This is a genomic window from Nocardia mangyaensis (assembly GCF_001886715.1).
GTDB classification, from domain to species: Bacteria; Actinomycetota; Actinomycetes; order Mycobacteriales; family Mycobacteriaceae; genus Nocardia; species Nocardia mangyaensis.
In genome coordinates, this window is record NZ_CP018082.1 from 6783184 (window position 1) to 6804382 (window position 21199).

A 21199-nucleotide genomic window follows, 5' to 3' on the forward strand; every position below is an offset into this window, starting at 1 on the left:
TCACCGGTCGCGCAGCCACTTCTCCACCTGATCGACGGTGGTGTCCGGGTTGGTGATCCAGCCGTTGTGGCCCAACGGCTCCGGCTGGAACCACCGGGTGAGCTGCGCGGCCGGAAGTTTGCTCAGCAGATGGTCGGCGGAGGTCTGCGGGGCCAGGTCGTCGTCGGCGACGGTGATCGACAGGACGGGGAACTTCAGCCGCGACATCCGCTCGTCGTAGTCGATGTCGGCGCCGACGGGCACGAAGCGGCCGGTACGCGCCAGCCGCGCCCAGTCCGACATGAGCACCTTGGACTGGCGGCCGAAGGCCCGCTTGCCCAGCCGGTCCCCCGGCCAGAAGCCGGCCAGGTTCGCGGCGACCGCGACCGCCGCGGTGCCGACCAGCATGCCGGGCCCGAACACCCCGCGGTAGCCGCGGAAGTAGGGCGTGCCCGAGGCGATCAGGATCAGCCCGCCGAGCCTGCCGCGCACCCGCGCCGCGTACATGGCGGCGAGCTGGCCGCCCATGCTGTGGCCGAGCAGGTACGGCGTGGAGCCGGGGAAGCGGTCGCGCACCACCTGCAGCATCGCCGGGAAATCCACCGAGGCCAGTTCGTGGTAGCCGTAGGTGCTGTCGGCGTCGGGTCGGTGCGAGCTGTCACCGTTGCCGCGCAGCTCACCGATGGCGACGTCGAAGCCGCGCGCGGCCAGCTGGGAACCGAAGTATTCGTAGAACTCGCCCGGTACGGCGAGGCCGGGCACGATGACGACCACCGGACGCGGGGCGTCGAGGGTCACCGGATGACGATGTGGGCCGCGCGCCGGGAGCAGGCGGACCGGGAGGGTACTGCCGTCGGGTACCTGGATCTCGACGATCTCGACCCGGGCCATCAGGCCCCTACCGCACCCAGGATCACCCGGCTCAGCACCTGGATCACATCGTCGAGCGGGGGCCGGGGTTCGGTGCCGCTCCAGCCGTCGACGACGTAGTTCACCGCGCCGATGATCGCCAGCACCCGCAATTCGTAGTCACCGGAAGGGATCTCACCCTGCATGGCCGCGTCCTCGGCGGCGCTGGCCAGCAGCGAGCCCCATACGCGTCGCAGCTCGAGGCGGTACTTCTCCACCTTGGGTCCGGCGCCGACCACTTCCACCAGCGCTACGCGCGCCTTGCGGGGATCGGAACCGATCGACTCGACGTAGGCGCGCACGGCCGTGTTGATCTGGTCGAGCACGGTGGCGTCGGGGTCGGCTTCGAGTGCGAGGGTCACCGCCTCGCGGGATTCCCGGTCGATCTGTTCGTACAGCTCCAGCAGTAGCGATTCGCGGCCGGTGAACTCCTCGTAGAACTGCCGAGAGGAGAGTCCGGCGTCCTTACAGATGGCGCCGACCGAACTGTTGGCGTACCCGTCGCGCGCGAAGACCGTCAGGCCTGACTCCAGAAAACGCGCACGCCGCTGGCGTTGCCGGTCCTCTACGGGCTGCCCGGCATACATTCGTCCCGTATTCGCATCCTGTGACATTGTCGCTGACAATACCGAAGGGCCCGATCCCCTCGTCATGGATCGGGCCCAACGGCCGCCCTTCCGGCTTACCGCGCGTTAGCCGAAAGTTGGCTACAGTCTGCTCAGTTGCCCGAGCCCTGCACCGAACCGGTGCTCAGCGAGCTGGTGAGAAGGCCCAACAGCAGGGCGAGAATGTTGCCGTCGCTGTCGTTGTCAGTGATGTTGTAAAGCATGTGCCACTCCAGATTTTGCTGCTCTGTGACGTCGTCGTCACCGGCCATTTGCCGTCTCGGACGATACCGAGGCAAATGTGAACAGGGAGTGTTTTACAGGAATTCCCTAGAACTTTTTTGGTCCGGTCGCGAGGAACCCCCGCCGCGCGACCGCCGCCGCCGCCTCGATGTCGGAACACAGGACCGTCCACCGAAAATTATTCGGGCGCACTCATTTTGGACAGCGTTCGGAGCATCGTGAAAGAATCCGACCACGGGCGGAGGATCGGGGGATCACCAGTGCTTATGCTGAGCGCAACCGACCGTCACACATATCTGGAGGCACCGTTGCCCAACAATCTCGAAGCCAGCATCGATATCGCCGCCGCGCCGGAGAAGGTGTGGTCGGTATTGGCCGACCTGCGACGGATGCCCGAGTTCAGCCCGACCACCTGGAAGGTGCTCGCCCTCGGTGGCGTCCGGGTCGGTACGTTCACCGTCAATGTCAACAAGGACGGCTGGCGGGTCTGGCCGACCTCCTCGCGCATCGTCGCCTTCGAGCCCAACAAGACCCTCGCCTTCCGGATGAACGAGAACCGGACCGTGTGGCGCTACGAACTCACCGCGACCGCGCAGGGCACCCGCGTGGTCGAGACCCGCGTCGTCGACCCCAAGGGCATCCCCGCGCCGGTGCGCGCGATGATCAACACCGCCATGGGCAACGAGCAGGAGTTCGAGGCCGCGCTCGTCGCCGGAATGCAGGAGACCCTCGCTCGGGTGAAGACCGCCGCCGAGCGCTAGTCGTTCGTTCTTCCCGAGCGCCCGCCGGACCTTCCGGCGGGCGCTCGGCGTTGCAGGCTGGGCGCGGATCTCGTCGAGCGGCACGACCATCCGATGGCGAGACGCCGGGGCCGTTCGGGGCGGACGGATTCCGATCAGTCGCGCAGGAATTCCCGCAGTACCGTGACGAATTCGTCGGGCTGCTCGACCTGTGGCGCGTGGCCCGCGTGCTCGACGAGGTGAACGCGCGCGCCCGCCGCGGCGAAGCGGGACAGGGTTTCGGTGCTGTCGTAGAGCTGGTCGTGGCGGCCGTGCACGGCCAGGACCGGTAGGTCGAGGGCGGCCACCCGGGCATCGAGCGGGTCGACGGCGAGGTCGGCGGCGCGCGCGCCGACCGCGTAGGCCAGGCCGGCGGGGGCCGCGGAACGGAAATCGCGCACCACCGCCTCGGCCAAGCCGGGCGCGGAACTCCAGCGGAAGCGCGGGGCGAACACGGCGCGGTTGGCGAGGCGGATCACGAGTCCGGGAGTCCAGCGCTGGGCCAGCCGGACCGACCACGGCCGGACCACCCAGCGCGCGGCGGACGGGATGCTCGCGGCCCGGTAGTCGGGCGCCTGGCCGACCACCACCACCCTGGCCACCCGCGCCGAGCGGGCCGCCACGGCAAGCGCGAGTTCCGCGCCGAAGGAATGGCCGACGATCGCCACCCCGGTCAGCGCGAGCTCGTCGAGCAGCTCGATGATCGGCGTCGCCCTGGACTCGGCACCGAAATCGGCGGTGCGCGCGCCCTGTTCGTGGACATCCACCCGGATCACCCGGTACGCACCGGTCAGCCGCTCGGCCACCCCGGCGAACCAGTCGACCGAACCCGGGATGCCGTGGACGAACACGATCGCCGGGCCGGTTCGCAGGCCCTCGTCCAGAAACTCCACCCAGTCAGCGTATCCACGCCGCCGCCGCCAACTCGCTTCCCGGCCGGTCGGCGCACGGATTCGCGCTGCTCGGATTGCCGCATTGCGGTGGCGATTTCCCCTCGGTTCGCATACGCTTCGCCGCGGATGAAAAAGCCTCATGGAGGGACGAGTGATCACTCCGAACAGGCCGGAGGACGCGACCGAAGCCCGGCACACCGTGCCGTTGACCCAACTGATACACCTGATGGCGGAGTATCAGCATCTCGGCGCGCACCGTGACACCTTCCTCGCCACCCCGGCCGACGACACCTTCGTGCGTGGCTGCGGCATCGTCGCGGGCACCATCGCCGTCATCGGCGTGATCTGTACTGCCGTCGGCGCATGGCAGGGCGGCGTCTCACTGCTGGCCCTCGCCGCGCTCCCGGTGCTGCTGGCGTTGCGGCGCGGCGTGATCAACCGGCAGAACCGCGCCGCGCGCATCGACCTGTTCGACCACGGTGTCACCGTGTATCGCTCCGGTCAGCGGGTCGCCGGATTCCGCTGGGACAGCACCGAAGTGCGCCAGGAGACCATCCCCTTCCACGACACCGTCGCGGTCACCTACCTGCTGCAGCTGACCGGCCCCGGCGGCGTCGAGGCCACCCTCGACGAAGAGGGTTTCGCCCGCGCCCGCGAATGGGCCCGCGCCATCCAATCGGCCATCACCGCGACCCAGCTCCCCGCCGCCGTCGCCACCATCGACAACGGTGACACCGTGACCTTCGGCGAACTGTCCCTCTCCCTGGACGCCCTCACCTTCCGCGCCGAATCCTTCCGCTGGGAGAACATCCACCTCATCGACGCCCGCAGCGGCCACATCCGCATCAAGACCGCGGGCACCTGGCGCTCCCTCACCCCGGTCAGCACCATCCCCAACTTCTACATCTTCAACGAACTCGCCGAGAGGTTGCGCCTGACCCCGGTGGGCTAGCGATCCCTTCGGCGAATGGACCGCGCAGCTCACGGATGCAGTCGGGGCGGGCCTCGGCAGGCAGCCATGTAAGCCACGGCAGTTCCTCGGCGAACACTTCCTCCACGAGAGGGCGATTCGCCCTTCGCGATGATCGCGAGTGAGCGCGCCGCGAGGCTCAGTCCCTTGACCATCGCGTCGAAACGCTCTGACCGCATCAGCACGAGGTTCTCAGCATCGCGACGTTCGAGGATGACCTCCGCATCGGCAAGGGCGGGAAACACACTGGCTTTGCACGCCACGACGAAGGCCGGTCCACTCGGAAGTGGACCGGCCTTCGGGTCTTGCGGGGGCTAGCTGATCCGGGGGATCAGAAGTCCATGCCGCCCATGCCACCGGTGGGGTCGCCCGCGGGGGCGGCCTTCTCCGGCTTGTCGGCGACGACGGCCTCGGTGGTGAGGAACAGGGCCGCGATGGAGGCCGCGTTCTGCAGGGCCGAACGAGTGACCTTGACCGGGTCGGCAACGCCGGCGGCCAGCAGGTTCTCGTACACGCCGGTGTCGGCGTTGAGGCCTTCGCCCTCGGGGAGGTTGGAGACCTTCTCGGCCACCACGCCGGGCTCGAGGCCGGCGTTGAAGGCGATCTGCTTCAGCGGAGCCGACAGCGCGACGCGCACGATGTTGACACCGGTCGCCTCGTCAGCGGTCAGGCCCTCGAAGCCGTCCAGCGCGGGCGCGGCCTGCAGCAGGGCCACGCCGCCACCGGCGACGATGCCCTCCTCTACGGCGGCCTTGGCGTTGCGCACGGCATCTTCGATGCGGTGCTTGCGCTCCTTGAGCTCGACCTCGGTCGCGGCACCGGCCTTGATCACCGCAACGCCACCGGCCAGCTTGGCCAGGCGCTCCTGCAGCTTCTCACGGTCGTAGTCGGAGTCCGAGTTCTCGATCTCGGTACGGATCTGCGCCACGCGGCCCTTGATGGCCTCCGCGTCGCCCGCGCCCTCGACGATGGTGGTCTCGTCCTTGGTGATGACGACCTTGCGCGCGGTGCCGAGCAGCTCGATGCCCGCGGTCTCCAGGGAGAGGCCGACCTCTTCGCTGATGACCTCGCCACCGGTGAGGATGGCGATATCGGCCAGCTGGGCCTTGCGACGGTCACCGAAGCCGGGCGCCTTGACGGCGACGGACTTGAAGGTGCCACGGATCTTGTTCACGACCAGGGTCGAGAGGGCTTCGCCCTCGACGTCCTCGGCGATGATCAGCAGCGGCTTGCCGGCCTGGATGACCTTCTCCAGCAGCGGCAGAAGATCTTTGACAGTCGAGATCTTGGACGAGACGAGCAGGATGTACGGGTCCTCGAGGACCGCTTCCTGACGCTCGGGGTCGGTCACGAAGTAACCGGAGATGTAGCCCTTGTCGAAGCGCATGCCCTCGGTCAGCTCCAGCTGGAGCCCGAAGGTGTTGCTCTCCTCGACGGTGATGACACCTTCCTTGCCGACCTTGTCCATCGCCTCGGCGATGAGCTGGCCGATGGCCGGGTCGCCCGCGGAGATACCAGCGGTAGCAGCGATCTGCTCCTTGGTGTCGATCTCCTTGGCGGTGTCGAGCAGCTTGGCGGTGACGGCCTCGACGGCCTTCTCGATGCCACGCTTCAGGCCGAGCGGGTTCGCGCCGGCCGCGACGTTGCGCAGACCTTCACGAACGAGCGCCTGGGCGAGCACGGTGGCGGTGGTCGTACCGTCGCCGGCGACGTCATCCGTCTTCTTGGCAACTTCCTTGACCAGCTCGGCGCCGATCTTCTCGTACGGGTCCTCGAGGTCGATCTCCTTGGCGATGGACACACCATCGTTGGTGATCGTGGGGGCGCCCCACTTCTTCTCGAGCACGACGTTGCGACCCTTCGGGCCCAGCGTCACCTTGACAGCGTCGGCGAGGGCGTTCAGACCCCGCTCGAGGCCGCGACGGGCCTCTTCGTCGTACGCAATTGTCTTGGCCATTGCGTTGAGATCCTCCACATGTCTATGGCTGACACACGAGACGACCACAGGTTGGATCGCCCCAAAGTACGCTGGCCAGGTGCGGTGCCCGCGACGGACGACCGAGGGTGTCGATGGAACCCGATCTCACCGTCCCGACCTGGCACTCAACAGACGCGAGTGCCAAAGCCATTTTTAGCACTCGACGGGTGAGAGTGCAAGGTAGCGCCCGGCGAGCAGGGCCGCACCGGGCGCCACCGAGTTCAGTCGTCGGCCTGCGGCGAGTTCGCGGCCAGGAACGCCGAGAGCAGTTCGACCAGATCGGCCTCGACGACCGTCTTCTCCAGCCCGAGCCCACTGAGCACGCCGGTACCGTTCTCCTGCTCGAGCAGCGCCAGCAGGATGTGTTCGGTGCCGATGTAGTTGTGGCCGAGGCGAACCGCCTCACGGAAGGTGAGTTCGAGTGCCTTCTTGGTATCGCCGTCGAACGGGATCAGCGCCGGAATCTCACCCCCGGCGGGCGGCACCGCGGCGTTCGCGGCCTCGCGCACCGCGTCGATGGCGATCCCGCGCGCGATGATCTCCCGCACGGCCAGACCGTCGGGCTCACTCAGGAGACCGAGAATCAGGTGGGCCGTGCTGATCTCGGAGTTGCCCAGCCCGCGCGCGGACTCCTGCGCGGCCACCACGACCGAGCGGGCCCGGTCGGTGAACCGGGCGAAGCCCGCCTGCGGGTCCATCGCGGCCGCCGCGTCGCCGGGCTGCTTGGGGACGAATCGCTTCTGCGCGGCCTGCTTGCTGACGCCCATGCTGGTGCCGATATCGGTCCAGGAGGCGCCGGCGCGGCGGGCCTGGTCGACGAAATGGCCGATCAGATGGTCGGCCACCTCGTCGAGGCGGCCGGCGACGACGACGGCGTCGGAGAGCTGGTCGAGGACATTGCCGGGGCGGGCCTTCTTGATGCCGTCGATCAGATCGTCGAGGCGGACATTCGGGAGGTTCATGCGTCAACCATAGGTTGACGCATGACGCATCGTCAACCATCAGTTGACGATGCGTGGTGGCACAGTGTTCCCATGGGGAGACTTCATCGTGGGGGCCGGTGGGCGCTGGGCGCCGTCGGTATGGTCGTGACGCTGGCGTTCGTGCTCGCGGCGGCCAGATTCCTGTGGCCACAACCCGGAATCGAGGCCCAGCCCGGCGCCACCGAACGACAGCTGGCCTTTGTGCGCGCCGCGCTCGACGACGGTGCCGATACCGCCGCGCAACGCCAGTTTCCAGAGGGTCATCTGTTCCTGAACGCGCTGTACGGAATCGCCTGGGTCCAGGCCGCGCATACGGACCCACAGCTTCGCGAGGAGGCGCTTCGCGAAGCCCGTTGGGCGCTGGACAGAATGGAATCCGAGGAAGGCAAGGCGGTGTTCAGCGCCGAGTTGCAGCCTGCCCATGGCGTGTTCTGGGCCGGGTGGACGAACTGGTTGCGTGGCGCGATCCTGTCGCTGGACGCGACGGACTCGGCTGAGGTACAGCGCTTCTCCGAGCACAGCACAGCGCTCGCCCAGGCGTTCACCGAAGCGAGAACCCCGTTCCTGCAGGCGTATCCAGGTCAGGCGTGGCCGGTCGACTCCACGGTGGCCATCGCCTCGCTGCGTCTGCACGATCACCTGCTCGGCAATCGATTCACGCGGGTCACCGACCGGTGGGTCGCACAGGTCCAGGAGCGGCTGGACCCGGCGACCAACCTGATCCCCCACCAGGTTTCGCCACAGGACGGGTCGCCGCGCACCGGCGCCCGGGCGACCTCGCAAGCGATGATCCACCGCTTCCTACCCGAGATCGACCCGGCGTTCGCCGCTGCGCAGTACGCCCGCTATCGCGACCTGTTCGTCGCGTATCCGGGCGGATTCGGACCCGCGGTGCGCGAGTATCCGCACGGCGTCGACGGCCGCGGTGATGTCGACTCCGGACCGCTCGTCGCGGGAGTCAGCCTGTCCGCCACCGTGGTCGGGCTCGGTGCCGCGCGGGTCAACGGTGACGGCGAACTGGCCGCCGCGATCGGTGCCGAAGGTGAACTGCTCGGCCTGCCCATCAGCCTCCCCGGCACCAAGCGGTACGCGTTCGGAGCGCTGCCGATCGGAGACGCGTTCGTCGTGTGGTCCTCGACCGCTCGCCTGTTGACCGCGACCCACTCGCCAATCGAGCATGACCTGCGCTGGTGGTGGCGCCTGCCGTGGCTCATCGGGATCGGCCTCCTCGCCCTCGCACCGTGGACGCCCGCACTCCTCACCCGCCTACGCCGACACGCACCCGGACAACTCCCCACCCCCGACTGAACAGTTGATCACCAGGCACTGGTGGCGTTCGCCTCTCGGCCGATACTTACCTGGGAGCCTGGTGATCAACGGTCCAACTCCCGTCATGGCGAGTCGGCGTCCGCACCGCGCGTCGGAGTCGTGCCGCGCTGTCCGATCAGCGCATCCTGACCGATATTCCGGCGCCGCGCACGACCAGCTCCTTGACCCATGCCCCGGTCCGACCGGTCAGTACCCGGGCGCCCGGGGTGTCGTCGGGCTGGAGGATCTGGATGACGGCGTCGCGGCGGCCGAGGCTGATGCACTGCAGGTAGTAGCGGAACTTCATCGGCTCCGGTTCGTGGCCGCGCGCTCGCGCGATGATCGCGGTGGCGACATAGCCGCCGGCGGGAATAGCTGTCGCGCAAGCCATTCGGAGCTCACGGTCACCGGGACCCGCCATCAGGGCAGCGTCGCCCGCGGCGTAGATGTCGGGGTGCGAGAGGGAGCGCAGCGTGGCGTCGGTGCGGACGCGGCCGAGGTCGTCGACCGCGAGACCGGCGCGCCGGGCGAGGTCGGGGACGGTGAAACCGGCGGTCCACACGGTGGTCACGGCGGGAATGGTGGTGCCGTCGGCGAGACGGACGCCATCGGGCAGCACCTCGACCACCTTGGCGTCGGCCCGGATGTCGACGCCGAGCCGGGTCAGCGTGGCGCGGATGCTGTCGACCGCCCGCGGGGACAGCCAGGCACCCGGTTCGTTCGCGCTGATCAGTGTGACCGGTGAATCCGGCTGCGCCTCCGCCAGTTCCGCGGCGAGCTCGATCCCCGTCGCACCCGCGCCCACCACGACCACCGGCCCGGCGGGCACGGCACGGACCTCCTCGGGTGTCGCGACCGAGCGGGCGTGCTCAGCGACCCCGGGCACACCGCGGCGATCGGCCGCGCTGCCGAGCGCGTAGACGAGGGTGTCGTAGTCGAGAACACGAACCGGCTGATCGAGGCCATGCGCGTCGGCGCGTCCGTGCGCACTGTCGCGGTCGTTGTCGCGCTCGCCGGACAAGCCGTCGACCGCGTGCTGGGGACCGCTGTCAGTGACCGCCCCGTCCGCCAGCCGTATCCGCTTGGCGACCGGGTCCAGCTCGACCACCCGTGCCCGCACGAACTCGATACCCTTGCGCTCCAACAGCTCACGCAGGTCCCAGTGTTTGATCGACTGCCCGGCTGCCTCCTGATGCAGGCGTACCCGCTCGACGAACTCCGCCCGCGCGTCCACCACGGTGATCGCGGTGTCGCGTGACTTCTTCGCCAAGCGGCGGGCCGCGGCCAGGCCCGCGTATCCCGCGCCGAGGACGACGATCCGATGCTGCTCGGTCATGGTGTGGCTCCTCTCGACAATGCCGACACCCACCAGACCGAACAGCCACCGGGTTCCTGACAGCCGCGCGGGGTGATCCGGCTCACGCCCGCGCGGCCACCACGAATCCGAGCTTGTCCGGGTTCACCACGATGCGCACAGTGGCGACCTTGTCCTCGGCATCGACCTCGAAGAACAGCACCGAGCTCGGCACCACGCCGTCCTCGCGCACGAGCAACGCCGGCTCGCCATTGATCTCGTCGACGCCGAAGGTGCTCGCCGGGGTGAGGAACCTGGTCAGGCCGACCAGGTAGCGCGCGACATGCTCGGCACCGGTCACCGGGCGCCGGGCCGCGTTGACCTTGCCGCCGCCGTCGGCCATGGCGACCACGTCGTCGGCGAGCAAGGTGCGCAGGCCGGTGACGTCACCGGTCGCCGCGGCCGCGAGGAACCGGTCGATCAGCGCACGCGCCTGCTCGGCGGGCACCGCGAACCGCCGCTCACCGGCGCGCACTCGCTGACTCGCGCGGTGCAGGATCTGCTGGGAGTTGGCCTCGGTGAGGCCGAGCATGGCCGCGATCTCCCCGTGCGGATACCCGAAGGCCTCACGCAGCACGAACACCGCGCGTTCGACCGGATTGAGCCGCTCCAACGCGGTGAGCAGGGCCAGCGACACCGACTCCCGCGCCTCGACGGTCTCGAGCGGGCCGAGGGCCCCGCCGTCGCCGGTCGGCACGGGTTCGGGCAGCCAGGGGCCCACATAGCTCTCGCGGCGGGCCCGCGCCGAGACGAGCCAGGTCCGGCACAGGTTCACCGTGACGGTGGTGAGCCACGCTTCCGGATTGTCTATCCCGGCCCGGTCGGCAGCATCCCACCGCAGGTAGACCTCCTGCACCGCGTCCTCGGCTTCACCCGCCGCCCCCAGCATGCGATAAGCGAGCGCGAACAGCCGCGGCCGATGCCGCAGGAACTCCCCGACCTCACCGGACTCCATCACAACCCCCTTCGCTCAGCCGCCGCACCCGGCCCCACCGTAACCACCACGGGTTTTCGGCCGCCTCGCACCCGAAGGGCGAGACGGAACGCCGAAGGCGCAGTATCGTCCTTCGGGTGTGAGGCCCCCAGGGCCGAAAACCCCGCGGCGCCAGCCGCCAAGGATTCAGTCCTCGCGCGGACGACGTAACCGCAAACGCGCCGATCCGCGAATCGCCGGGCGGCGGATCTGCGGCATCCGGCTCTGCGCACGCCGCTGCGCCCTGCGCTCGGCGGGCTTGTGCTGCCAGGTCTCCGGGCGGGCCGCGACCCAGCGCGCCGACCGCCACGCGAACGGGATGTGCGCGAGGTAGAGCCCGACCAGGATCAGCAGCAGCACGATCGGGTAGGTCACCAGGAGCGCGGCGGCCAGCGCCACCAGCACCAGCAGACCGGCGGCGGCCTGCGGGGCCACCGAGACCGACTTCATCGCCAGGGTCGGGATGGTGCTCACGCACAGCAGCGCGGCGAAAATGGTCCAGGCGGCGACGAAGGCGAACCCGCCCCACCAGCCGTCGCCGAACTGCACTGTCAGCGCGATCGGCACCAACGCGATCAACGCCCCCGCGGGCGCGGGGACACCGACGAAGTACTCGCGCGCCCAGTTCGGGCGGGAATCGTCGTCGAGCAGGGTGTTGAAGCGGGCCAGGCGCAGCACCAGGCTCACGGCGAACAGCAGGGCCACGATCCAGCCCGCGCTGTTGCCGTCGAGCAGGGTGACGTAGATGATCAGCGCGGGCGCGACGCCGAAGGAGATGGCGTCCGAGAGCGAGTCCAGTTCGGCGCCCATCTTGCTGGTGGCGTCGAGCATGCGGGCCAGGCGGCCGTCGAGGGTGTCGAGCACGGCGGCGGCGCCGACCATGGCCAGCGCGATGCCGAGCTCACCGTCGAGACCGAACTTCACCGCCGACAGACCCGCGCACAGCGCCAGGATGGTGACGACGCTTGGCAGTAACCGCACCGAGCGGGGGCGCTTGCGGCGCGAGGCGGGGTGCGCCTGGTCGATCATCCCAGCACAGCCAGCACGGTTTCGGCTCCGATCGTGCGCTGGCCGGGGGCGACCAGCAATTCGGTGCCCGCCGGGAAGTAGGTGTCCACGCGCGAGCCGAACCGGATCAGGCCGTAGGTGTCACCGATGGTGAGCTGATCGCCGACGCGGGCCTCGCAGATGATGCGCCGGGCCAGCAGGCCCGCGATCTGCACCACGACGACCTGCTTGCCGTCGGCGGTGTCGATGACCATGCTGGCGCGCTCGTTGGCGTCGCTGGCCTCGGGCAGATCGGCCGAGAGGAACTTGCCGGGCTGATGCAGCACCTCACGCACGGTCCCGGACACGGGCACGCGCTGGACGTGCACGTCGAGCACGGTCAGGAAGATGCTGACGCGGGGCAGCGGCCGATCACCGAGTCCGAGCTCGGCGGGTGGCACCGCGGTGTCGACCAGCGCCACCTCACCGTCGGCGGGCGCGACGACGATGCCGGGCCGGTTCGGCGGCACCCGGTGCGGGTGACGGAAGAAGGTGGCGCAGGCGGCGGCCGCGGCGAGACCGGCCCGGCGCACCCATTTGTTCCGGCCACCGACGACCGCCACCGCCAACGGCACCGCGACGAACGGCAGGCCGGCGGGGTGTAGCGGAGGTACAGCGGCCCGCACCAGGTCGACGACATGGCCGACGCCGGTGGTCTCGGGCGTGCCGGGCGGGGTGGGGCGGCGTGCCACTGGCTCCCTCTTTCGTGTGACGACAACTCGAGCGATCACACCTTACGGGAACCCCGCCGCTTCCACCGGTGGTCAGTGCGTGGCTTTGCGCCCGGTGAACAGCCTCACCAGGAACAGCAGCACGCAGGCGCCCGCCAGGCAGGTGAAGAAGCTGAATATCCAGCCCGCTCCTTCGACATCCACGCCGAAAAGATTGAGCAGGAAACCGCCGAGCAAACCACCGACGATCCCGACGACGATGTTGAGCAGGATGCCCTGCTGCGCGTCGGTCTTCATGAACTTGCTGGCAATCCAGCCTGCGAGGCCGCCGATGATGATCCAACTGATGATCCCGAGTCCGAGCATGATGTCCTCGATCCCTCGAATGGGTGGGGCTGGCAATCACCTTGCTACCAAGGTATACCCCGGATCGGTTGTGACAATAGCCACGAACTTTCCGGCGACAGGCGCTAATATGAGGACGCCTCATGTCTGCCCGTTCACATGTTGTCCACACGGGGGTCATGGGCGATGAGGGACAGATTTCGATGCTTCAGGTACACCCAGCGGGCGACCGCAGGTTGACAGGTACATAGGAGACGCACCATGGCTGCTCGAATCGCCCAGACGACCGGGGTGGAGCACACCGCGATCCTCGGATTGGGCGTCTACCGCCCGGCCCGGGTGGTCACCAACGACGAGATCGCGGGCCCGATCGACTCGAGCGACGAGTGGATTCGCACCCGATCCGGGATCAGGACACGACACTTCGCCTCCGCCGAGGAAACCGTGCAGAGCATGAGCGTGGCCGCGGCGCGCGACGCGATGGCCGCGGCGGGCGTCGCCGCCGACCAGGTCGACTGCGTCATCGTCGCGACCTCGACCCACCTGCTGCTCACCCCGGCGATCGGGCCGCGCATCGCCACCGATCTCGACATGACCGGCGCCGCCGCCTTCGACATCTCGGCGGGCTGCGCCGGGTTCTGTCACGCGCTGGCGATGGCCTCGGATCTGGTCCGCGCGGGCACCTCGCACCACGCACTGGTGATCGGCGTCGAGAAACTCACCGACACACTGGATTTCACCGACCGGTCGACAGCGTTCCTGTTCGGTGACGGCGCGGGCGCGGTGATCGTCGGCCCGGCCGAGGAGCAGGGCATCGGCCCGACCGTGTGGGGTTCGGACGGCACACAGCACCACGCCATCCGCCAGACCAAGGACTGGATGGAGTTCTTCACCGAGATCGAGGAGAAGGGCACCGACGCGGTGCGGCCCTACCTCACGATGGAGGGCACCGCGGTGTTCCGGTGGGCGGCGCACTCACTGGAGAAGGTCTGCCGGGAGGCGATCGACCGTGCCGGGCTCACCACCGACGATCTGAACGCGATGATCCCGCACCAGGCCAACGGCCGAATCATCGAGATCATGAGCCGGGTGCTGAAACTGCCCGCGGACTGCGCGCTGGCCAATGACATCGAGGAGACCGGCAACACCTCGGCCGCTTCGGTCCCGCTGGCCATGGAGGCGCTGCTGCGCAAGGGCGAGTCCGAGCCGGGGGACGCCGCACTGCTGATCGCCTTCGGCGCCGGGCTGTCCTACGCCGCGCAGGTCGTCACCCTGCCCGCCTGGCGGTAGCTCAGCAACTCCCGTTCGCCCGGGGCGGCCCGCACTGGAGCAGGCCGCCCACGGTGGGCTCGCCGTGTCCACCCTGTCCCGCTTGCACCATCCGCTAGCCGCTGGCAAACTCTTCGCTATCGTCGCTGACCGAAGACGCTCAGCCACCAAGTCGTCAACCCGAGGTGATCGGCCGTGAAACTGCGCTCATTCCTGCCACGCAGGCACATCAACGAGGTCCCGCTGCTGCCCACCATCGAGCCGGACGAGAGCTTCCCCCGCAACGCGTTCGCCCCGCGCACCACCGAACTCAAACGCGACGAACGCCTCGAACGCCTGCTCACCCCCACCGAGCTCGACCTGGTCCTGCACCAGCAACTCTGAACACCCCCGCCGACCACCACCACGGGTTTTGAGGCCCACAGGGCCGAAAACCCCGCGGCGCCAGCCGCCACAAGCAGGGGATACTCGACACGTGAGCACTCCCGCGGTAACCAAACCGGCCATTCTGAGCGTTGACGACGATCCCGGTGTGTCCCGGGCGGTGGTGCGTGACCTGCGCCGCCGCTACGGCGCCGACTACCGGATCCTGCGCGCCGATTCGGGGCAACAGGCACTGGAGGCGCTGCGGGAGCTGAAGCTGCGCGGGCAGCCGGTCGCGGTGCTGATCGCCGATTACCGGATGCCCGGGATGGACGGCATCGAATTCCTCGAGCAGGCGATGGACCTGCACCCCTACGCGCGGCGCGTACTGCTGACCGCCTACGCCGACACCAATGCCGCGATCGAGGCGATCAATGTCATCGACCTCGACCACTACCTGCTCAAGCCCTGGGATCCGCCGGAAGAGAAGCTCTACCCGGTGCTCGACGGGCTGCTCGACGCCTGGCGCAGCGCCGAACATCGGCCGGTGCACGAGACCAAGGTCGTCGGCGATCGGTGGTCCCCGCGCTCCTCGCAGGTGCGCGAATTCCTGGCCCGCAATCAGCTGCCGTATCGCTGGTATCCGGTCGACGAACCCGAGGGCACCCGGCTGCTCGAAGCCGCGGGCGCCGATCCGACCACCTGCCCGGTGGTGATCACCGCCGAGGGCGCCGCGCTGATCCAGCCCTCCGACAGCGAACTGGCCGAGAACGTGGGCCTCACCGTGCAGCCCAGCGGCGACTTCTACGACCTGATCGTGGTCGGCGGCGGACCGGCTGGGCTCGGCGCGGCGGTGTACGGCGCGTCCGAGGGCCTGCGCACGGTGCTGGTGGAGCGCACCGCGACCGGCGGCCAGGCCGGGCAGAGCTCGCGGATCGAGAACTATCTGGGCTTCCCCGACGGGCTGTCGGGTTCGCAACTGGCCGACCGGGCCCGGCGGCAGGCCACCAAATTCGGCGCGGAGATCATCACGACCCGCGATGTGGTCGGGCTCGAGATCAACGGGTCGGCGCGCACGGTGCGCTTCGCCGACGGCGGTCGACTGTGCGCGCACACGGTGCTCATCGCGACCGGTGTCGACTATCGCCGGCACAACGCGCCGGGAGTCGACGAATTCACCGGGCGCGGTGTGTACTACGGCTCGGCGATGACCGAGGCGGCCGAGTGCGCCGAGCAGGAGGTCTACATCGTCGGCGGGGCCAACTCCGCCGGGCAGGCGGCGGTGTTCTTGTCCCGCAACGCCCGTCGCGTACACCTGGTGGTTCGTGGCGACTCGCTGGAGAAGTCCATGTCGCACTATCTGATCCAGCAGATCGCGCAGATCTCGAACATCGTCGTGCACACCGAGACCGAGGTGGCCGGCGTCGACGGTGACGATCACCTGGAGCGAATCGTGCTGCGCGACAACCGCACCGGCGCCGAGGACAAGGTCGACGCCCAGCGGTTGTTCCTGTTCATCGGCGCGGCACCGCAGACCGGCTGGCTCGACGGCGTCGTCATCCGCGACGCGGCGGGCTATGTGCTCGCCGGGCCCGACCTGATGGTCGATGGCGCGCGTCCACCGGGCTGGGAGCTGCCGCGGCCACCGCACCACCTGGAGACCAGCGTGCCCGGAGTGTTCGTCGCCGGCGATGTGCACGCCGACTCCGCCAAGCGGGTGGCCTCCGCCGTCGGCGAAGGCGCGATGGCCGTGATGCTCGTCCACCGGTATCTGGCATGAGCGGTCAGCGGCCGGAGGCGGTAGCGGAGCGTAACCACGCAGGCCCCCGATCATGCCCACCGGCACCGCCCAGGAGGCGACGATGACCGACCACGCGCTGATCTGCGATCCCGACGAATTGCGGACGCTGTTCCTGTTCGAGAAGCTCGACGACGACCAGCTGGCCGAACTGTGCGCCGCGGGCCACATCGAGTACCTCGAGCCGGGGCTGGCGTACCGCGAGGGCGAACCGGCGACCTGCTTCTACGTGCTGATCGATGGTGAGGTGCGGCTGACAAAGCTCTCCGGTGGCACCGAGATCGAGATCAACCGCACCGACCAGCGCGGGGTGTACGCGGGCGCCTGGATGGCCTACCTGGGCGACAAGGTGAGCCAGGACTATCCCGGCTCGATGTACGTGCAGCGACGCTCCCGGTTCCTCGTGCTGCGGGCCGCCGATTTCGGGCGCATGGTCAAGCACTGGTTCCCGATGGCGGTGCATCTGCTCGAAGGCGCCTTCTACGGTGGGCAGCGGTCGAGTCAGCGCATCGCCGAACGGGAACGGCTGCTCGCGCTCGGCTCGCTGTCGGCCGGGCTCACCCACGAGCTCAACAATCCGGCCGCCGCCGCGGTCCGCGCCACCGCGGGGTTGCGCGAACGGGTCGCGGGGATGCGGCACAAACTCAAGATGATGGCCGAGGGCAAGTTCTCGCCCGAGGCGCTGGTGAAACTGATCGAGTTGCAGGAGCAGGCGGCCGAGCAGGTCGCCAAGGCACCCGATCTCACCCCGCTCGAGGCCGCCGATCGGGAGGACGCGCTGGCCGACTGGTTCGACGACCACGGCATCGCCGACGGCTGGAACCTGGCCCCGACCTTCGTGCAGGCGGGGCTGGACCTCGACTGGCTCGACGGCGTGCACGCGACGCTGGAAGCCTGCCAGGCCCAGGTCTTCGAGGGCGCGATCCGCTGGCTGAACTACACCATCGAGACCGAGCTGCTGATGAACGAGGTGGCCGACTCGACCACCCGCATCTCCACGCTGGTCGTCGCGGCCAAACAGTATTCGCAGATGGACCGCGCCCCCTACCAGGTCGTCGACCTGCACGAACTGCTCGACTCGACGCTGGTGATGCTCAACCGCAAGCTCGGCGACGGCGTGCGGGTCGTGAAGGACTACGACCGCACGCTGCCGCCGGTCCCCTGCTTCGCCGCCGAGCTCAACCAGGTGTGGACCAATCTGATCGACAACGCCGTCTACGCCATGGGCGGCGCGGGCACGTTGACCGTGCGCACGTATCAGGAGAACGACTGCGCCGTCGTCGAGATCGGCGACACCGGCCCCGGCATCGCCCCCGAGGCCAAGGGCCGGATCTTCGAACCGTTCTTCACCACCAAGCCGGTCGGCGACGGCACCGGCCTCGGCCTCGACATCTCTTTCCGCATCGTGGTGAACAAGCACGAGGGCGACATCCGGGTCGAATCCGAACCCGGCGACACGCGCTTCATCGTCCGCCTCCCGTTGGAGCCGACGGTGGACACTGACCAGCAGTAGAACAACGATCGGTTCTCGGCCGCCTCGATCCGGACTGACCAGAGGGTGCGGCGAAGGAGTACCCGGCGGGAGGGAAGATCGAGGGAACAGGCCGAGAACCCGCGGCGCCAGCCGCCATGACTACGGAGGTCAGTGAAGATGGCTGAGGAGATCGCGGGGATCGAACCGAGCGTGCCGCCCAGCGGGCCCGGTTGTGTGGAGTGCGACGCGAGCGGCGGCTGGTGGGTGCACCTGCGCCGCTGCGCCGAATGCGGGCACATCGGGTGCTGTGACAGTTCGCCCAGTCAGCACGCGACCAAGCATTTCGGCAGCACCGGGCACCCGTTCACGCAGAGCTACGAACCGGGCGAGGATTGGTTCTGGAACTTCGCCACCGGCGAGATGTACAGCGGCGGGCCCGCGCTCGCGCCGCCGACCAGTCATCCGGCCGACCAGCCCGTACCGGGCCCGGCCGACCGGGTGCCCGCCGACTGGCAGTCACTCATCCACTGAGCTACGCGCCGATCCCGATCGCCTCGGCGACGGTCCTGTCCGCGTAGCCCGGCGCGAGGCACACCAGCTTGGCGGTACCGAGCGCCACATTCGGACTGCCCTCGAACTGACTGCCCGGATTGTCGGCCAAGATCTGTTCGATCGCCCGCTTCTCGCCGTCGGAGTCCAATGCCCGGAACTCGGTGCAGGTGATCGCCGAGCCGGCGGCGGCCGCGGTGGTCGGCGCCGCCGTGGCCGTCGCGGCCGTCGCGATCGCGCTCGAGGTCGGCGTGCCCTTGCGCAGCCCGCTCGCTTCGGCGGACTCGTCGCCGGAACCGCATCCGGCCAGCGCCAGGGTGAGCGTCCCGGTGGCCAGGACGACGAGGGAGATTCGGTTCATCTGCTGTTTTCCCCGGTGGATCGCGGCGCCGGCACCTCCGGCGCGTCCGGGGCAGCCTACCGAGTCCGGTCGGCTCGGCGCGGACACGGCAGAATGGCACAGTGGCAGAACTTTCGCTCACCGCCCGGCTCAACCCGTCGGCAGCCGACGCACGACGCGGGGTCGTGCGGCTGCACCCCGAGACCCTGACCGCGCTCGGCCTGCGCGAGTGGGACGGCATCGCCTTGATCGGCGCGCGCCGGACCGCCGCCGTGGTCGCCAAGGCCCCCGCCGACAGTCCGCCCGGTGTGGCCCTGCTCGACGACGTGACCCTGTCGAACGCGGGACTGCGGGAGAACGCGGCGGTGACCGTCGCCCCGGTGACGGTCTTCGGCGCCAAGCAGATCTCGCTGAGCGGCTCGGCGCACGCGACCGCCAGCATTCCGGCGGCCACCTTGCGCCAGGCGCTGCTGGGCAAAGTGGTGACCGTCGGTGACACGGTCTCGCTGCTGCCCCGCGATCTCGGTCCCGACATCAGCTCCGCGGCGGCGACGCAGGCGCTCTCGCGGACCTTCGGCATCGCCTGGACCACCGAACTGCTCACCGTCACCGCGATCGAGCCGATGCCGGGACCGGTGAGCGTGCAACCCAATTCGGCCGTGGGCTGGGGCAGTGGCGCGGCGGCGGTCCAGCACGCGGTCGAACGCGGCGACGGCCAGGCCCCGCCCGATCTCGACACGCACCCGGTGTCGGTGACCGTGGGCAGCGCGCCGGTGCAGATCGAGGATCTGGCCGGGGTGCAGGCCCAGGCCGCGAAGCTGGCCGAATGGCTGAGCCTGGCCCTCGACGAACCAGAGCTGCTGAAAACCCTCGGTGCGCCCGCGCGTCTCGGAGTGCTGGTCACCGGACCGGCCGGGGTCGGCAAGGCGACGCTGGCCAGGGCGGTCGCGGCGCCGCGTCGCGTCGTCGAACTCGACGGGCCGAGCGTCGGCGCGACCGAGAGCGGCACCCGGCTGCGCGCGGTCGCCGAGGCCGTGGCCGACATCGCCGCCGGGCAGGGCGGCATCCTGCTGATCACCGATATCGACGCGCTGCTGCCCGCCGAGGCCGAACCGGTCGCCACCCTGGTCCTCGATCAGCTGCGGGCCGCGATGCGGGCACCGTGCGTGGCGCTGCTGGCCACGACCGCCCATCCGGGGCAGGTGGATGCGCGGCTGCGAGCCCCCGACCTGTGCGATCGTGAACTGGCGCTGCCGCTGCCGACCGCGGTGATCCGGCGCGCGCTGCTCGAACAGCTGCTGCGCAAGGTGCCCGTGGGCGAACTCGACTTCGACGCGATCGCCGCGCGCACACCGGGTTTCGTCGTCGCCGACCTGGCCGCGCTGTGCCGGGAGGCGGCCGTGCGAGCGGCCGGACGAGCCAGTCGCGAGCAGATCGAACCCGAGCTCGTTCAGGCCGATCTGGTGGGCGCGCTCGAGGTCATCCGGCCACTGTCGCGTTCGGGGACAGAGGAATTGGCGATCGGATCGCTCGACCTCGACGATGTCGGCGACATGATCGAGACCAAGCAGGCACTCACCGAAGCGGTGCTGTGGCCGCTGCGCCACCCCGATTCCTTCGCCCGCCTCGGCATCGAGCCGCCGCGCGGCGTGCTGCTCTACGGGCCGCCGGGGTGCGGGAAGACGTTCCTGGTTCGCGCGCTGGCGGGTACCGGTCAGCTGAGCGTGCACGCGGTCAAAGGCGCTGAGCTGATGGACAAGTGGGTCGGCTCCTCGGAGCGTGCGGTGCGCGAGCTGTTCCAGCGCGCCCGCGATTCGGCGCCCTCGCTGATCTTCCTCGACGAGGTCGACGCGCTGGCGCCGCGCCGCGGCCAGAGCAGCGACTCCGGGGTGGCGGACCGGGTGGTCGCGGCGCTGCTCACCGAGCTCGACGGCGTCGAACCGCTGCGCGATGTGGTGGTGGTCGGCGCGACCAACCGGCCCGAGCTGATCGACGCGGCGCTGCTACGGCCGGGCAGGCTGGACCGGCTGGTGTTCGTGCCGCCGCCGGACGGCCCGGCCCGGCTCGAGATCCTGCGCACCGCGGGTCGCTCGGTGCCGCTCGCCGAGGACGTCGACCTGGCCGCGCTGGCCGAGGATCTCGACGGCTACTCCGCCGCCGACTGCGCCGCGCTGCTGCGCGAGGCCGCGCTCTCGGCGCTGCGCCGCGACATGGCCGCCGCCGATGTCACCGTCGAGGACGTCGCCGTGGCCCGCGGCGCCGTCCGGCCTTCCCTTGACCCCGATCAGGTCGAGTCGCTGCGCCGCTACGCCGAGAACCGGGCCTGAACGCGCCGCCTACCTCCCAGGTGGGCGGGGTTTTCGCCGGTA

Annotated in this window: 21 protein-coding genes; 9 read left to right on the forward strand and 12 right to left on the reverse strand. The window is 69.5% G+C overall.

The genetic code is table 11. From position 1 onward, the window contains the following. The 3 genes from BOX37_RS30745 to BOX37_RS34490 form a co-directional block, all read right to left on the reverse strand. Positions 1-870, reverse strand: a complete 870-nt coding sequence (locus BOX37_RS30745) for an alpha/beta hydrolase family protein (RefSeq protein ID WP_071930662.1) — start codon at positions 868-870, stop codon at positions 1-3. Next, entirely contained in the window at positions 870-1502 is a 633-nt protein-coding gene (locus BOX37_RS30750) for a TetR/AcrR family transcriptional regulator (protein WP_240505118.1), read from the reverse strand. Before BOX37_RS30750 ends, BOX37_RS30745 begins: the two co-directional genes overlap by 1 nt. 104 nt (positions 1503-1606) lie before the next feature. After that, positions 1607-1765, reverse strand: coding sequence for a hypothetical protein (locus tag BOX37_RS34490; protein WP_156910635.1), 159 nt, complete (start codon positions 1763-1765; stop codon positions 1607-1609). Positions 1766-2044: 279 nt separating this feature from the next. Here BOX37_RS34490 and BOX37_RS30755 point away from each other — a divergent pair, with 279 nt between their 5' ends. After that, entirely contained in the window at positions 2045-2497 is a 453-nt protein-coding gene (locus tag BOX37_RS30755) for an SRPBCC family protein (RefSeq protein WP_071932022.1), read from the forward strand. 134 nt (positions 2498-2631) lie between these two features. Here the strand turns inward: BOX37_RS30755 and BOX37_RS30760 are convergent, their stop codons facing one another. Then, positions 2632-3408, reverse strand: coding sequence for an alpha/beta fold hydrolase (locus BOX37_RS30760; protein WP_071930664.1), 777 nt, complete (start codon positions 3406-3408; stop codon positions 2632-2634). 151 nt (positions 3409-3559) lie between these two features. On the opposite strand from BOX37_RS30760, the gene BOX37_RS30765 reads away from it, so the two are divergent. After that, the gene (locus BOX37_RS30765) at positions 3560-4360 is read left to right on the forward strand and encodes a DUF6585 family protein (RefSeq protein WP_240505495.1); all 801 of its coding nucleotides are present in this window, start codon (positions 3560-3562) and stop codon (positions 4358-4360) included. 349 nt (positions 4361-4709) lie between these two features. Here the strand turns inward: BOX37_RS30765 and groL are convergent, their stop codons facing one another. Together groL and BOX37_RS30775 are read right to left on the reverse strand one after the other, a co-directional pair. Continuing rightward, a complete protein-coding gene (gene groL / locus BOX37_RS30770) occupies positions 4710-6335 on the reverse strand; it encodes a chaperonin GroEL (RefSeq protein WP_071932023.1) in 1626 nt (541 codons plus the stop codon). A gap of 242 nt (positions 6336-6577) precedes the next feature. After that, a complete protein-coding gene (locus BOX37_RS30775; protein ID WP_071930666.1) occupies positions 6578-7318 on the reverse strand; it encodes a Clp protease N-terminal domain-containing protein in 741 nt (246 codons plus the stop codon). A 72-nt stretch (positions 7319-7390) separates the two neighbouring features. Between BOX37_RS30775 and BOX37_RS30780 the strand changes: the two genes are divergently transcribed. Next, positions 7391-8647, forward strand: a complete 1257-nt coding sequence (locus BOX37_RS30780; protein ID WP_071930667.1) for a hypothetical protein — start codon at positions 7391-7393, stop codon at positions 8645-8647. 136 nt (positions 8648-8783) lie between these two features. Here BOX37_RS30780 and BOX37_RS30785 read toward each other — a convergent pair whose 3' ends face one another. The 5 genes from BOX37_RS30785 to BOX37_RS30805 all read right to left on the reverse strand — a co-directional run bounded on the left by BOX37_RS30785 (position 8784) and on the right by BOX37_RS30805 (position 13058). After that, positions 8784-9983, reverse strand: a complete 1200-nt coding sequence (locus tag BOX37_RS30785) for an NAD(P)/FAD-dependent oxidoreductase (RefSeq protein ID WP_071932024.1) — start codon at positions 9981-9983, stop codon at positions 8784-8786. A gap of 82 nt (positions 9984-10065) precedes the next feature. Beyond that, positions 10066-10956, reverse strand: coding sequence for an RNA polymerase sigma-70 factor (locus BOX37_RS30790; RefSeq protein ID WP_071930668.1), 891 nt, complete (start codon positions 10954-10956; stop codon positions 10066-10068). A gap of 165 nt (positions 10957-11121) precedes the next feature. Beyond that, complete coding sequence (locus tag BOX37_RS30795; RefSeq protein ID WP_071930669.1) at positions 11122-12003, reverse strand: CDP-alcohol phosphatidyltransferase family protein; 882 nt, start codon at positions 12001-12003, stop codon at positions 11122-11124. Beyond that, the gene (locus BOX37_RS30800; protein WP_071930670.1) at positions 12000-12713 is read right to left on the reverse strand and encodes a phosphatidylserine decarboxylase; all 714 of its coding nucleotides are present in this window, start codon (positions 12711-12713) and stop codon (positions 12000-12002) included. The genes BOX37_RS30795 and BOX37_RS30800 overlap by 4 nt, the downstream gene beginning before the upstream one ends. Before the next feature lie 72 nt (positions 12714-12785). After that, positions 12786-13058: a GlsB/YeaQ/YmgE family stress response membrane protein gene (locus BOX37_RS30805; RefSeq protein WP_071930671.1), complete on the reverse strand. Its 273-nt coding sequence runs from the start codon at positions 13056-13058 to the stop codon at positions 12786-12788. A 240-nt stretch (positions 13059-13298) separates the two neighbouring features. Here BOX37_RS30805 and BOX37_RS30810 point away from each other — a divergent pair, with 240 nt between their 5' ends. The 5 genes from BOX37_RS30810 (at position 13299) to BOX37_RS30830 (ending at position 18472) form a co-directional block, all read left to right on the forward strand. Continuing rightward, positions 13299-14327 (forward strand): beta-ketoacyl-ACP synthase III, encoded by a 1029-nt coding sequence (locus BOX37_RS30810; RefSeq protein ID WP_071930672.1) that lies wholly within the window; start codon positions 13299-13301, stop codon positions 14325-14327. 174 nt (positions 14328-14501) lie between these two features. Next, on the forward strand, positions 14502-14690 hold the full coding sequence (locus BOX37_RS30815; RefSeq protein ID WP_071930673.1) for a hypothetical protein: 189 nt from the start codon (positions 14502-14504) through the stop codon (positions 14688-14690). Positions 14691-14781: 91 nt separating this feature from the next. Beyond that, positions 14782-16449: an NAD(P)/FAD-dependent oxidoreductase gene (locus tag BOX37_RS30820; RefSeq protein WP_071930674.1), complete on the forward strand. Its 1668-nt coding sequence runs from the start codon at positions 14782-14784 to the stop codon at positions 16447-16449. 52 nt (positions 16450-16501) lie between these two features. Further along, positions 16502-17980: an ATP-binding protein gene (locus BOX37_RS30825; protein WP_420811569.1), complete on the forward strand. Its 1479-nt coding sequence runs from the start codon at positions 16502-16504 to the stop codon at positions 17978-17980. Between the two features lie 138 nt (positions 17981-18118). After that, positions 18119-18472: a UBP-type zinc finger domain-containing protein gene (locus BOX37_RS30830; protein WP_071930675.1), complete on the forward strand. Its 354-nt coding sequence runs from the start codon at positions 18119-18121 to the stop codon at positions 18470-18472. Between the two features lies 1 nt (position 18473). On the opposite strand, the gene BOX37_RS30835 is transcribed toward BOX37_RS30830, so the two are convergent. Then, positions 18474-18851: a hypothetical protein gene (locus BOX37_RS30835; protein WP_071930676.1), complete on the reverse strand. Its 378-nt coding sequence runs from the start codon at positions 18849-18851 to the stop codon at positions 18474-18476. Positions 18852-18952: 101 nt separating this feature from the next. Between BOX37_RS30835 and BOX37_RS30840 the strand changes: the two genes are divergently transcribed. Further along, complete coding sequence (locus BOX37_RS30840) at positions 18953-21157, forward strand: AAA family ATPase (RefSeq protein ID WP_071930677.1); 2205 nt, start codon at positions 18953-18955, stop codon at positions 21155-21157. The last annotated feature ends 42 nt before the right edge of the window (positions 21158-21199 follow it).